This window comes from Streptomyces sp. NPDC048734 (assembly GCF_043198675.1).
Classification (GTDB): domain Bacteria; phylum Actinomycetota; class Actinomycetes; order Streptomycetales; family Streptomycetaceae; genus Streptomyces.
Genome location: NZ_JBICUZ010000002.1, coordinates 474,823 through 487,430 on the forward strand (window position 1 = coordinate 474,823; position 12,608 = coordinate 487,430).

General features: G+C 74.4%; 13 protein-coding genes. 4 read left to right on the top strand and 9 right to left on the bottom strand.

Features of this window, described 5'->3' with window-relative positions:
* Window positions 1–116: 116 nt before the first annotated feature.
* From ACGFQC_RS07360 to ACGFQC_RS07390, 7 genes are all read right to left on the bottom strand, one after another.
* A complete protein-coding gene (locus ACGFQC_RS07360) occupies window positions 117–1,697 on the bottom strand; it encodes a methylmalonyl-CoA mutase family protein (protein WP_363091285.1) in 1,581 nt (526 codons plus the stop codon).
* Window positions 1,698–2,419: 722 nt separating this feature from the next.
* Window positions 2,420–3,553 carry a hypothetical protein gene (locus ACGFQC_RS07365; RefSeq protein WP_363091284.1) on the bottom strand — a complete coding sequence of 378 codons (1,134 nt, stop codon included), beginning with the start codon at window positions 3,551–3,553 and terminating at the stop codon, window positions 2,420–2,422.
* A complete protein-coding gene (locus ACGFQC_RS07370) occupies window positions 3,553–4,212 on the bottom strand; it encodes an RNA polymerase sigma factor (RefSeq protein ID WP_363091283.1) in 660 nt (219 codons plus the stop codon). The genes ACGFQC_RS07365 and ACGFQC_RS07370 overlap by 1 nt, the downstream gene beginning before the upstream one ends.
* Before the next feature lie 483 nt (window positions 4,213–4,695).
* Window positions 4,696–5,571, bottom strand: a complete 876-nt coding sequence (locus tag ACGFQC_RS07375) for a hypothetical protein (RefSeq protein ID WP_363091282.1) — start codon at window positions 5,569–5,571, stop codon at window positions 4,696–4,698.
* Window positions 5,572–5,658: 87 nt separating this feature from the next.
* Complete coding sequence (locus tag ACGFQC_RS07380) at window positions 5,659–6,276, bottom strand: RNA polymerase sigma factor (RefSeq protein ID WP_363091281.1); 618 nt, start codon at window positions 6,274–6,276, stop codon at window positions 5,659–5,661.
* 185 nt (window positions 6,277–6,461) lie between these two features.
* Window positions 6,462–6,902, bottom strand: a complete 441-nt coding sequence (locus ACGFQC_RS07385) for a hypothetical protein (protein ID WP_363091280.1) — start codon at window positions 6,900–6,902, stop codon at window positions 6,462–6,464.
* Between the two features lie 173 nt (window positions 6,903–7,075).
* A complete protein-coding gene (locus ACGFQC_RS07390) occupies window positions 7,076–7,489 on the bottom strand; it encodes a hypothetical protein (RefSeq protein ID WP_363091334.1) in 414 nt (137 codons plus the stop codon).
* Window positions 7,490–7,674: 185 nt separating this feature from the next.
* Here ACGFQC_RS07390 and ACGFQC_RS07395 point away from each other — a divergent pair, with 185 nt between their 5' ends.
* Complete coding sequence (locus tag ACGFQC_RS07395) at window positions 7,675–8,169, top strand: DUF1877 family protein (protein ID WP_363091279.1); 495 nt, start codon at window positions 7,675–7,677, stop codon at window positions 8,167–8,169.
* A gap of 178 nt (window positions 8,170–8,347) precedes the next feature.
* Here the strand turns inward: ACGFQC_RS07395 and ACGFQC_RS07400 are convergent, their stop codons facing one another.
* Complete coding sequence (locus ACGFQC_RS07400) at window positions 8,348–8,923, bottom strand: hypothetical protein (protein ID WP_363091278.1); 576 nt, start codon at window positions 8,921–8,923, stop codon at window positions 8,348–8,350.
* 153 nt (window positions 8,924–9,076) lie between these two features.
* Complete coding sequence (locus ACGFQC_RS07405) at window positions 9,077–10,669, bottom strand: glycoside hydrolase family 20 protein (RefSeq protein ID WP_363091333.1); 1,593 nt, start codon at window positions 10,667–10,669, stop codon at window positions 9,077–9,079.
* A 237-nt stretch (window positions 10,670–10,906) separates the two neighbouring features.
* Here ACGFQC_RS07405 and ACGFQC_RS07410 point away from each other — a divergent pair, with 237 nt between their 5' ends.
* From ACGFQC_RS07410 to ACGFQC_RS07420, 3 genes are all read left to right on the top strand, one after another.
* Window positions 10,907–11,461, top strand: coding sequence for a 2-oxo-4-hydroxy-4-carboxy-5-ureidoimidazoline decarboxylase (locus ACGFQC_RS07410; protein WP_363091277.1), 555 nt, complete (start codon window positions 10,907–10,909; stop codon window positions 11,459–11,461).
* Window positions 11,462–11,720: 259 nt separating this feature from the next.
* A complete protein-coding gene (gene sdhC / locus ACGFQC_RS07415) occupies window positions 11,721–12,101 on the top strand; it encodes a succinate dehydrogenase, cytochrome b556 subunit (protein WP_363091276.1) in 381 nt (126 codons plus the stop codon).
* Window positions 12,102–12,106: 5 nt separating this feature from the next.
* Window positions 12,107–12,589, top strand: coding sequence for a succinate dehydrogenase hydrophobic membrane anchor subunit (locus ACGFQC_RS07420; RefSeq protein WP_363091275.1), 483 nt, complete (start codon window positions 12,107–12,109; stop codon window positions 12,587–12,589).
* Window positions 12,590–12,608: the final 19 nt, after the last annotated feature.

The following is a 12,608-nucleotide window of genomic DNA, read 5'->3' on the forward strand; positions in this document are numbered from 1 at the left end:
GCCGGGACGGCGGCTCACCTCCCGCTCACCGGATGCCGTAGCCGGATGCCGTCGCGGGCGGGATCCCGGCGAGGACGGCCTTCAGGTCCTCACCGGGATCTCCGCTCCGGCGCGACTCAGAACGCGTCGCTGGGCACGTAGGTGCCCCAGATCTCGCGCAGGGCGTTGCACACCTCGCCGACCGTGGCGCGGGCCCTGAGGGCGTCCTTCATCGGGTAGAGGACGTTGTCCTCGCCCTCGGCGGCCTTCTTCAGCTCGGCGAGGGCCGCGTCGACCGCCGCCTGGTCGCGCCCGGCGCGCAGCTCGGCGAGGCGGTCCGCCTGCTGGGCCTCGATCGCGGGGTCCACGCGCAGCGGCTCGTAGGGCTCCTCGGCGTCGAGCTGGTAGCGGTTGACGCCGACCACGACCCGCTCGCCGGAGTCGGTCTCCTGGGCGATGCGGTACGCGCTGCGCTCGATCTCGCCCTTCTGGAAGCCGTGCTCGATCGCGGACACCGCGCCGCCGAGGTCCTCGACCTTGGCCATCAGCTCCAGGGCGGCGGCCTCGACGTCGTCGGTCATCTTCTCGACGACGTAGGAGCCGGCGAAGGGGTCGACGGTCGCCGTCACGTCGGTCTCGTAGGCGAGGACCTGCTGGGTGCGCAGGGCGAGCCGGGCCGACTTGTCGGTGGGCAGCGCGATGGCCTCGTCGAAGGAGTTGGTGTGCAGGGACTGGGTGCCGCCCAGGACGGCCGCGAGGCCCTGGACGGCGACCCGGACCAGGTTGACCTCGGGCTGCTGGGCGGTCAGCTGCACCCCGGCCGTCTGCGTGTGGAACCGCAGCATCAGCGACTTGGGGTTCTTCGCCCCGAACTCCTCCTTCATGACCCTCGCCCAGATCCGGCGGGCGGCGCGGAACTTGGCGACCTCCTCCAGGATCGTCGTGCGGGCGACGAAGAAGAAGGACAGGCGGGGGGCGAAGTCGTCGACGTCCATGCCGGCCGCGACCGCCGTGCGCACGTACTCGATGCCGTCGGCCAGGGTGAAGGCGATCTCCTGCGCGGGCGAGGCACCCGCTTCCGCCATGTGGTAGCCGGAGATCGAGATCGTGTTCCACTTCGGGATCTCGGCCCTGCAGTACTTGAAGATGTCCGCGATCAGACGCAGCGACGGCTTCGGCGGGAAGATGTACGTCCCGCGCGCGATGTACTCCTTCAGCACGTCGTTCTGGATCGTGCCGGTGAGCTGGTCGGCGCCGACGCCCTGCTCCTCCGCGACGAGTTGGTACAGGAGCAGCAGCAGTGCGGCCGGCGCGTTGATGGTCATCGACGTGGACACCTTGTCCAGCGGGATCCCGCCGAACAGCACCCGCATGTCGTCGATCGAGTCGATGGCGACGCCGACCTTGCCGACCTCGCCGGAGGAGATCGGGGCGTCGGAGTCGTGGCCCATCTGGGTGGGCAGGTCGAAGGCGACCGACAGGCCCATCGTGCCGTTGGCGATGAGCTGCTTGTAGCGGGCGTTGGACTCCGTCGCCGTGCCGAAACCGGCGTACTGGCGCATCGTCCACGGCCGGCCGGTGTACATCGACGGGTACACACCCCGCGTGTACGGGTAGGCCCCCGGCTCGCCCAGCTTCTCCGCCGGGTCCCAGCCCCGAAGGGCGTCCGGCCCGTAGACCGGTTCGATGGGCAGTCCGGACTCAGACTCGCGCGCCATGGTGTGTTGCCTCCCGCTGAACGTTGCTCACCAGTTACCGGCTGGGCCTGCCCGGCACGTTCCCGTCGTCCGGCCGCAGGCCGGGCCCTGCGGCGTCCGGTGCGTGCGATCGCAAGGCGCCGGAGCGCCCTCGTGACGGAACCACGCGGGCGGTCGGGCGACACCGCGAGCGTGCGTGCCGGGCGTCGCAGGGCAGGCGGGAACGTGCCGGGCAGGCCCTCAGTACGGTCCGACCCTTCGACGGACTGTAGCGGTGGGCGTGCACCCGGTGGAGGGGAGCACGCTGGGACCTTGCTCACAGACTCGCTGCGGTCCCCGTCACCACCATGCCGGGCCGTTCCCGCGGCGTCATCCCGGGGCACGCGTGCGGGGATCACCCGCGGCGCCGGCGGGCGCGCCGAAGGGCGTGGTGAAGGGCGTGGTGAAGGGCGTGGTGAAGGGCGTGGCGGAGATCGCGGAGCTGCGTCGGCGCGGGTGGGGGACGTCGTCCCGGGAGGAGAGGTATGGGGCGCGGGCGGGACCGGGGGAACGTGTCCCGCCCGCGCCAGGTGCACGAGCCGTGGGTACGGGGGGAACCCCGGCTCAGTGCGAGGGCCGATGACCAGTCGGCTCACTAGTTACTGCGGCTGGGCCGCCGAAAACGTCACACCCTGCGGCCAGAAATTTTTACGGCGCACGAAAACGCAGGTCAGAGGGGTTTTAAGGGGAGCGGTTCGGTCGGCCTACGGCACCTTGGCGCCCTTGGCGTCCTTCTTCGCCGACTCCTTCGCGGCGCTCTCATCGGCCTTCTCGCCCTGCGCGCTCTTCTTTCCGCCCCGGCTCTCGCTGCCCTTGCCGGTCGTCCCGCCGGACTGCCCCGCGCTCCGGCCGCCGCCCTGGCCTCCGCCCTGGCCGCCGCCCTGCTCGTCGCCGTCGTCCGTGGCCTTGCCGCCGTCCGGTCCGCCGGAGGCCTGGCCCTCACGGTCGCCGAGGAGGCCCGCGCAGTACGCCGGTACGCGCGCGGAGCCGCCCGCGGCGCGCTCCAGGGTGTGGCGGCGCTCGGCGGCCAGCGCCCGGCCGGCGCCCTTCTCCCGGCAGGACGCGGCCAGCTCGTCGGCGCGGGCGCCGGAGTCGTCGGCGGAGCCGTCCGGGCCCGGAGCCGGGGTGCCCCGCGTACCGCCGCCCGGGGTCGCCGAGCCGGTGCCGCCGGGGGAGGCACCGGGCGTGGGAGAGCCGAGGGGGCGGTCCGGTCCGGGGGTCGCGGCGGCGGACACGGAGGCTGCCGGGCCCGGTTCGGCGTCGCCGAGCGGCGTGGGCAGGAGCCCGGTGCCGGCCGCGACCGCGACCCCGCCGACCATCCCGACGGTCAGCGCGGCGGCCAGTACGAGGCGGGCGGGACGGGGCCGGCGGAGGCGGCGGCCGTACGACCGGGCGGGGCGGCCGATGCGGACCAGGCCGGCGTCCTCGCCGGGCGCGGGCCGGTACGGGAAGGCCGGCTCGTCGCCGGGCGCCGGCTCGCGGGCGGCGGCCCGCCCGGAGGAGAGGGCCGGGTCGGCGTCCGGCGCACGGTCCGCCCGGATCTTGCGGAACGCGGCGAGGGCCGCCGCCTCGCCGGGAAGTTCCTCGTCCTCGGGGGCGGGCCGGGCCGACATCGCGGCGAGCGCGCCCAGGGTCCTGGCGAGCCGGTCGGCCTCGTCGCGGTGGGCGGGCGAGACGGTGTCGTCCGCCGCCTCCCCGGCCAGCAGGCGTTCCGCCGTCTCGCGGTTCAGCCAGCGGCCGGTGGAACGGCCCCCCGCGGGACCGGCCGGGGGTTCGGTGTTCCCGGCCTCTCCGGCGTCTCCGGCGTCTCCGGGGAAGACACAGCGATCGTCGGCCATCACACGTCCTTCTGCGTCGGCGCGCACGCACGCGTCACACCGCCGGATGTCACCGCGCGCCCCCTCGGTGCCCGCTGCGCCGGCAGTGCGTCGAGCGCGCCCGCCGTCTCCGGGTCCTCGCCGAGCAGCTCGGCGAGCTTCCTCAGCCCGCGGTGCGCGGCCGTACGTACGGCGCCGGGCCGTTTGCCGAGCGTCTCGGCGGCCGTCTTGGCGTCGAGGCCCACCACCACCCGCAGGACGACCGCCTCGGCCTGGTCCTGGGGCAGGCGGGCGATGAGATCGAGGGTGCGGCCGGTGGCGAGCGCCTCGATGGCCTCGCCGGCGGTGTCGGACTCGGCGGCCCGGCCGGTCAGTTCCGTCTCGTCGCCGACGGCCACGGGCCGGCGCCCCCGCATCCGGATGTGGTCCAGCGCGCGGTTGCGGGCGATCCGGGCGGCCCAGCCGCGGAAACGGTCGGCGTCCCCGCTGAACCGCTCCAGGTCGCGCGCTATCTGGAGCCAGGCCTCCGAGGTCACGTCCTCGGCGTCGGGGTCGCCGACCAGGGTGCGGACGTACCCGAGGAGCCGCGGGTGCACCGAGCGGTACACGGCACGGAAGGCGGCCTCGTCCCCGTCCTGTGCCGCAAGCACCGCGGCTGTCAGCTCCGCGTCGTCCCCCACGTCGTGGTTCCTCGGTCGATGGTGCGGTTCGCCGACCGCAGCCGGTCGGGGCCGCTGATGGTGGCGGCCGCAGTCGGTCACACTGCTCCAGCCCTTCCGCCGTCCGGCGCGAAAGGCACGTTACGACCTGAAACCACCGATCGTCCATGTCCGCACAAGCTGCAACCGACTCGTGACGCGAATGCGCGGGCACCGGGTGTGACAGAAAACGCACGCACGGCGCTGTAGGAGGTACGGGTCGCCGCGCGGCCCGTACCGCGCGACGGCCGGGGCCTCTCCTGTGGGGGGTGGCGGCTCCGGCCGTCGCTTCGGCGGCACCGCCGACCGCCGCTCGAGCGGCTCGGACAGCTCGTCACGACGGCACCACGGCTCGGACGGCACCACGGCTCGGACAGCTCGTCACGACGGCACCACGGCTCGGACGGCACCACGGCTCGGACAGCTCGTCACGACGGCACCGTCGACAGGCCGGCCGGCGGGCGGTTACCGGTCCCCGTCCTCGGCCTTCGGCGTCTTCGCGGGCTGCGGCTGACCGTTTCCGGTGTTCCCCGTGTTTCCGGAGCCTCCGGAGCCTCCAGTGCTTCCGGCGGCGGTCCCGGTGTTCCCGGCCGTTCCGGTTCCGGTTCCGCTGTTTCCGGCGGTTCCCGCACTCGCCGTGTTCCCCGTGCTGCCGGCGTTCCCGCCTGCCGGGTCGGCGGAGCCGGCGCCCCTGCCCTCGCCGCCGTTCCCGGGTGTCGCCGTGGCCGACGCGGTCCGTGCCGCGCAGTAGGCGGTCACCTTCTCCTCGCCGCCCGCGGCGGCGACCAGGCGCCGCCACGCCGTCGCGTCCATCGCCCTGCCCCGGCCCGCCACCTGGTCGTAGGCGCGGCAATGGGCTTCGGTGTCCTCGGCGGACGGCGGCCGGTCCCGGTCCGCGGCGGTGCCGGAGGACGGCGTGGCGGCGGGTTCGGCGCGCCGGCCGTCCGACGCGCTCGCCGACGACGTGCCACGGCCGCCGCCGTCCGCGGTGTCCGCCGGGGAACCGGCCGAGCCGATCGCGGCGACCGCGACACCGCCGAGGGTGAGGCTCGCCAGGACCACGGAGAGCGTGGCCCGCAGCGAGCGGACGGTGTGCCGCTGTCCACGGGGCCGCCAGTCGTCCCGCCGCCGGGTACGGGCGCGGTGCGCGCCGGCGTCCCGCGCGGCCCGGAAGGCGGCCACGGCCTCCCGTTCGCGCTCGGCGCCGCCGGAGGTGTCCCGCAGGGCACGCACGAGCAGCGCCTCCACCCGGGTGTGACCGCCGTCCGCGCCGGGTACGGGGCGGGTGGGGCGGGTGTGCCGGCGATGGGCGTCCTCGCCGCCGCTCATCCGTTCACCCATGTCCGATTCCGCCTGTCGTGCTTGTGCGAGTTCTGCCTCCGGGCGCATCCGCCGCCCCTGCTCCATACGGGCCGCGACCGTCACCGTTCATTTCGACTCCCCCAGCGTCCGGGGGCCGTCATCCGTCACACCTTCGCCGCCGAGCTGGCGCGCGAGCCGTTTCAGGCCCCGGTGGGCGGCCGTGCGGACCGCGCCGGGACGCTTGCCGAGGACGCGGGCCGCGGCGGGTCCGTCCAGGCCGACCACGACCCGCAGCAGGACGGCCTCGGCCTGGTCGCGCGGCAGTCCGCGCACCAGCTCCAGGGCCCGCTCGGTGGACAGGGACTCCACGACCTGGTCGTGGGTGTCGTGCCGACCGGGCAGGTCGAGCACGTCCTGTTCCAGCGTGGCGGCCCGGGGCCGCACGCGCAGCCTGCGCAGATGGTCCAGGGCCCGGTGCCGGGCGATGGTCGCCGTCCAGCCCCGGAATCCCGCCCCGTCGCCCTTGAACCGCCCGAGGTCGCGGGCTATCTCCAGCCAGGCGTCGGAGGCGACGTCCTCGGCGTCGTCGCCCACGATGCCGCGCAGATAGCCGAGCAGCCCCGGTTGCACGATCCGGTACGCGACCGCGAAGGCGGCCTCGTCGCCGTCCTGCGCCCGCGCTACCGCCGCGCCCAGCTCCCCGTCGTACGCCTGCGCGCGCCGGGGTTCCCCTCCCTGGCCCAAGACTGTCCTCGTTCGTACGGAGTTCGTGGCGGGTGCGTGACGAACGCGCCGTGCACCGGTCCCGGTCGCGTCCTCGCTCCCACGGTCATCAGCGCCGGGCCTCACGGAAGTGTCACAGGACGCCGCCGGCGCCGGCTCGGCCCACCCCCGTGGGACCGTGCCGGTGCCGGCGGCGCGCCCCCGGGTCAGGCGGCCGCCCCCCTGACGGGGGCGCCCCTGCCCGGTGTCCGCCGGGCCCTGCCGTGCAGGGTCAGGTAGAAGGTGTGCAGGGACTCGTCGGTGCCGCCCGCCTCGAAGCGGTTGACGACCTTGCCGAGGGGGTTCCAGACCCGTCCGTCCGGCATGCGCACCCCGACGGGCTGGCCGAACCAGGCCCGCTGCCGCTCGTCGAGGTCGACCCACGCCGCGCCGGCCCGGCGGACCAGCACCTCCCCCACGTACGCCCCGAGTTCGACCAGCGTGTCGTGCGCCCGCTCCCGGTCGGCACCGCCCTTGCGGAGCCCGTCGACCAGGAAGTCGACGACGCGCAGGCTGGCGACGGAGTAGTCCAGCGGAAGCCGGCCGCGTGCGCCGACGCGCGCGACGAATCCGGCCGCGCGGGCTCTCATGCCGTCCGCGTCGTCCATGGCGCCGTCCCTCCCCTCGGGTGGCGGGACCGTCGCGTCAGGTCCCTCCGCCTGCCCCAGCGGATCGGTTCGCGCAACCATCACGGGTCCCGGCTGTGTCGCTGGTCACACCGGCGGTGAGCAGGGCGGCGTGCCGCGGGGGACCGCGGAGGCCGCCGCGGGGCACACCGTGGTCAGGCCCGGTCCGCGCGGGTGGCGTCCCGGCACAGCAGGCGCAGGGAGCCGTGGCCGCCGAAGCAGCGGCGGGCCTCGTCGACCGGGTCCCACAGCCGGCCGTCGGGGGTGCGGACCCAGTGGTCGCCGCCCGTGGCCCACCACTCGCCACCGGTCTCGCGGACGATCACCTCACCGCCGTACGCCCCGAGCCCGCGCAGCACGCTCTCGACGGCGCCGTACGGCGTGTCCTCGCGGCGCAGCTCGTCGATCACCCGGTCGACGCGCCACAGGCTCCGCGCCGAGTAGTCGAGGTGCAGCCGCGCGCCCTCGCGCAGCGCGCTCACGGCGTCCGCCGCCCACCGCGCCGGCTTGGCCGCGGCGGAGGGCCGGCCGCCCGGCTGGGTCTGCCCCGGCGCCGGAGCCTCCGTCACGGCGCCCGCAGCGGCGCCCGTCGCGTCCTGAGTCACATTCCACGTCACATACGGAACAGCGAGGTCCGCCCGCATTCCGTCACCGCGCGCCGGGCTGTTCCCGGGACCGGCGCAGGACCGCCCCGGCTTCCCCGCACGACGGACACGGGAGTGACACTTCCGCCCGTCCGCGCGCTGCCGGAGTGATGAGCGCGTACTTCCACTTCCGCGCCGTACCGGCATCGGCGCTGCGCAACAGCGCCGGCTGGCTGCGGAGACTCTTCGAGGACGACCAGGACGCGATGCGCGGCCGGATCAGACGGCACCGCGAGGAGATCCTGGACGAGCGCTACCCCGACCAGCAGCTCCTGTACGCCGACGCCCCGCCGGAGCACGTCGACGCCGGGCCCGGCGCCCATGTGGTCCTCGGCGGCCAGCGGGTCTACGCCACCGGCCCGAAGCAGTCGCCGTTCCTGCTGCTCACCGCGGCCCAGACGACACGGGTGGCGGAGTTCCTCGCCACGTCCGACTTCGACGACCTGTGGCGCCCGGTCCGCCCCGAGCTGCTCCCCCGCTACGGCGGCCCGGCCCGGGAGGCCCGCACCCGTGCCGCCTTCGCCTCCGCCCACGCCGACCTGACGGCTTTCTACACGACGACCGCGCGGTACGGCGACGCGGTGGTGAAGTGGCTGCACTCCTGAGCCGACCGCACTCCTGAGTCGGCGGCACTCCTGAGCCGGCGATCCTCCTGAGCCGGCGGCACTCCGGAGCCGGCGGCACGCTCGAACCGGGGGATGCCCGAACCGGGACACGCCCGAACCGGGACACGCCCGGAGTCGACGGCACGCCCGGACCTGCGGCACGCCCCGCCCGCCCGGGTCAGCCCCGCCCGCGCGTCCTGCGGGAGACCACCGCCCGCAGCACCCGGCGCCCCTCGACGGAGACCTCCAGGGCCCGGCGCAGTCCGCCCGCCCCGTGCCCGGCCAGCACCTCCAGGACGGTGACCTGACGGCGCAGTTCCGCGGCGGCCAGCGGCGGCATGTCCTCGGTGCTGCCCGCGCGGCGGGAGTCGAGCGGGGCGGGGTCGTCGGCCGGGTCGAGGAGCCGGTGGATCAGGAGCGCGGCGACCGAGCAGGCGTCCGCCCAGGCCCGCAGCCGCGCGGCGGTGCGTTCGGCGGGGGCCGCCGCCAGCATCCGCCGGGCGAGCAGGACGGCCTCGTCGCCACCGCCGCCGTCCTCCCCGGCGGGGTCCCCGCCGACGTCCAGCTTGCCGCGGACCTGCTGCAGCAGTCCGCCCCAGTCGGCCGCGTCGGAGGCGTCCGTGAGGTTCCCCCACAGCGGGCGCAGGATCTCGTCGTCGCCCCCGAGGAGGGGCACGCACCGGTCCAAACAAGCCAGTCCGCTCGCGGCCAGCCCGCGTTCGTCGGCCCGGGCGATGAGGTCCACCAGGCTCATTCACGCCTCCCTTTCCAGGGCACCGCCCTTACGGAGCCCGCACTTCCCCTTACTGCGTGCGACAGCCGAGGAGTGTCACAGGGGAGGGAAAGGAAACTTTTCGGCCACGCGGCGGAGGCGGCCGCGACCAGCCCCGCGAAGGGGCCGCGGGACTCACCCCAGGCGGTCCGCCAGTGCCTTGAACTGCGTCCAGGACAGCTCCGGCGCCCTCGGGTCCCACAGCTTCTGCACGGTCGCCCGCAGCGGCATCCGGATGCCGGCCGCGACCTGGTCCTGCGTCTGGGAGTTCGCCAGGTCGCACCAGACGGCGAAGGTCCCGCCGAGGATCTGGTCGTCGTAGCGCGCGGGCACCGGCGTGGTGCCGCGCAGCACGCGCGGGGTCCACTGCTCGTAGATCCGCTTCCCGGTGGGGTAGACGAAGGTCTGGGGCTCGCCGAGGACGTAGTACAGGTACTCGTCGTTGTAGTTGACGACCTCGCGGCCCGCGCCCAGGTAGTCGACGGGCGGGCGCGCCCCGATCTCCTTGCCGGTCCAGTAGGCGACCTGGAGGGCGGCGTCGGCCTTCACGGAGGTGCCCTCGAAGAAGCCGTCGTTCCAGGCGCGCACGGTGCGGTCGTGGGCGCGGACGGTGTCGGCGCGGTCGTCGAGCCAGCCGGTCGCGAGGTCGGCGACGCCGGCGCCGGAGCCGTACCGCTCGCGCGCGGCGGCGGCGAGCTGCGGGTAGGAGGCCTCGGGGTTCGAGACGGTCAGGGCCTGGTACTCGTCGCCGCCCAGGTGCCACTGCCCGCCGGGGAACAGCTCGGCGTACTCGTCGAGGAGGTCGTCGAGGAGGGCCGCGGAGGCGTCCTTGGAGATGTCGATCGCCCCGCGGGTGGCGGCCCCGCTCGCGTTGCGCAGCTGCAGCTCGGGATGGGCGGCGAGGACGGCGCCCAGGTGTCCGGGCGAGTCGATCTCGGGCACGACCGTGATGTGCCGGCTCTCCGCGAGGTCGACGATCTTCCTGACCTGCGCCTTGGTCAGGTGCTGCCGGGAGACGACCTCGGGGTGGGTGTCGGACTCGATCCGGAAGGCCTGGTCGTCGGAGAAGTGCAGTCCGATCTCGTTGAACTTCAGGTCCCCCAGCTCCCGCACCCGGTCCTCGATCCACCCGGGCGTGAAGTTCTTGCGCGCGATGTCCAGCATGAACCCGCGCCGCTGCTTGGCCGGCTCGTCGCGCACGACGCCCTCCGGCGCCGTACCCCCGCCGTGCACCTCCTGCTTCAGGGTGCGGGTGCCGTAGAACACGCCCGCGTCGGACCGCCCGCTGACGGTCACCCGCCCGCCGCGCACGGTCATGGTGTAGGACTCCGGGTTCGCGCCCTCGTCGTCGTTGAGCGCCAGCCGCAGGTCCCCGGCGCGCACGTCGTCCCGCTCGCCCGCGTACGTCATCCCCAGCTCACCGGCGACCAGCCGGCCCTCGTCGGCCAGGTCGGCGTCGCTCACCACGACCCGCTGCTTCGCCGCCGGCCGCCAGCCGGGACCGCGCGCGGGGGTGTGCGCGCGGACGGCGGGAATCGTCCGCGGGGCCGCGGAGAGGGCGTACGACCGGCTGGGCGCGGGGCTCGCGCCCGACGGGGCCGGATCACCGCTCGCGCCGCCGGACGTGCCGCCGGCCCGGTCCGCCGATCCGGCGGGCGTCCCGCCGCCGTCCCCGGAGGCCCAGACGCCCACGCCCGCGCCGAGCACGACGACGAGGCCGCCGGCCAGCAGGGCCCGTCGTACGGCCTTCTCCTGCGGTTTCCTCCGCGGCGCGCGGCGCCGATGCCTGTGCCTGCTCACCCCGACAACCTACGGCCCGTGTCCGGCCGAGGCGCGCCGAGGGAGTCCACCGCCCGTCGTGAAACTCTCCCGTGCGGGTGAAATTCGGGCATCCGTCGGACACGTCGCGAACACTGTCGATAACGTGACGCCACAGCTTTGACCGCATCCCCTGCCGCACCACATGTGACGCGAGGATCCCCACTGCCTGCGCACCGTCTCTCCGACCTTCCGGACCGCGTCGTCCTGCCGACCCTCCCGGAACAGACCAGGACCCCTCCGCCGGCCCGCACCGCCCTGGACGGGTTCAACCGCGCGCCCGCGGCCGAGACCCGCCGCGCCCTCCTCACCTGCCTGCGCAGCCCGCGCTGGGCCCACCTCGTCACCGCCCACCGTCCCTACCCCACCCTGGACGCCCTGCTGGCGGCGTCGGACGAGGCGGCGTACGACCTGACGGCGGGCGACCTCACGCAGGCGCTGGCGGCGGAGTCCCTGCCGCCCCTGCCGGCGGACGCCTACGGGGCGGCCCACATGGCGCTCGGCGCCGCGCACACGGCCTACGAGGCCCGCTTCGGCCACCCGTTCGTCGTCTGCCTGGACGGTGTCCCCCGGCCGGAGGCCCTGGACCACGTCCTGGAGGCCATCCGGTCACGATTGGCGAACGATCCCGAGGAGGAACGGGCGGTGACGGCGGAGGAACTCCGCCGGCTGGCGAGGCAACGGCTGGCCGGGCTGCTCTGACGCCGCGGGACCGCGGCCTCCCGGCCCACGGGTCCCCACCAGCCAGGACGCGGCCACAGACCGGCACGAAGGGGGCACCCCACCCCATATGCCGCAACGCTCACCCGTACGCGTGCCAGTTTGATCACACAAGCAGGCCCCCTGTAAGCCCCGCGCCGCCGCGTGGCTACGATGCTGGGGGCCGGTGGACCGTACCCGGCCGGGCCCGTCCGACACCGAAGCCGGCAGGCCCCAATCCCCGCTCCCGGAGGGTTCTTCCGTGCCGGCTGGAACGCTGTACCGCGGCCGGGAAGGAATGTGGTCCTGGGTGGCTCATCGAGTCACCGGCGTCCTCATCTTCTTCTTCCTGTTCGTACACGTGCTGGACACCGCACTCGTGCGTGTCTCCCCCGAGGACTACGACAAGGTCGTGGCCACGTACAAGACGCCGATCGTCGCCGTGCTGGAGTACGGCCTGGTCGCCGCCATCCTCTTCCACGCGCTGAACGGTCTGCGTGTCATCGCCGTCGACTTCTGGTCGAAGGGCCCCCGCTACCAGAAGCAGATGCTCTGGACCGTCGTCGGCATCTGGGTCGTGCTGATGCTCGGGGCGATCTACCCCGTCCTCGGCCACGCCGCTCGTGAAGTCTTCGGGAGCTGAGACAGATGGCCACCACTGAAACCTCCGCGTCCGGAGTCGGCCCCGTAGAGGGCGCGTCCCTGTACGACGTCGACCACCCGGCCCCCCTGATCGAGGCCCCGCGCAAGCGGACCAAGAAGTCCCCGAAGTCGACCCGGGGCAACTTCGAGATGGCCGCCTGGCTGTTCATGCGCCTCTCCGGCGTGGTGCTGGTCGTCCTGGTCCTCGGTCACCTGCTGATCCAGCTGGTGCTGGACGGCGGCGTCTCCAAGATCGGCTTCGCCTTCGTGGCCGGCCGCTGGGCCTCGCCGTTCTGGCAGGTCTGGGACCTGCTGATGCTGTGGCTGGCGATGCTGCACGGCGCCAACGGCCTGCGCACGGTCATCAACGACTACGCGGAGCGCGCGAACACCCGCCTGTGGCTGAAGGGCCTGCTCTACACCGCCACGGTGTTCACCATCCTGCTGGGCACGCTGGTGATCTTCACCTTCGACCCGAACATCCGCTAGGCACGGGGCTGAGGCAACC

Coding starts and splice junctions, on each gene's coding strand:
- ACGFQC_RS07385 (WP_363091280.1), bottom strand. CDS start 6,902: ATGGACGACGCGGACGGCATGAGAGCCCGCGCGGCCGGATTCGTCGCG.
- ACGFQC_RS07420 (WP_363091275.1), top strand. CDS start 12,107: ATGGCCACCACTGAAACCTCCGCGTCCGGAGTCGGCCCCGTAGAGGGC.
- ACGFQC_RS07400 (WP_363091278.1), bottom strand. CDS start 8,923: ATGAGCCTGGTGGACCTCATCGCCCGGGCCGACGAACGCGGGCTGGCC.
- ACGFQC_RS07375 (WP_363091282.1), bottom strand. CDS start 5,571: ATGGGTGAACGGATGAGCGGCGGCGAGGACGCCCATCGCCGGCACACC.
- ACGFQC_RS07365 (WP_363091284.1), bottom strand. CDS start 3,553: ATGGCCGACGATCGCTGTGTCTTCCCCGGAGACGCCGGAGACGCCGGA.
- ACGFQC_RS07395 (WP_363091279.1), top strand. CDS start 7,675: ATGAGCGCGTACTTCCACTTCCGCGCCGTACCGGCATCGGCGCTGCGC.
- ACGFQC_RS07360 (WP_363091285.1), bottom strand. CDS start 1,697: ATGGCGCGCGAGTCTGAGTCCGGACTGCCCATCGAACCGGTCTACGGG.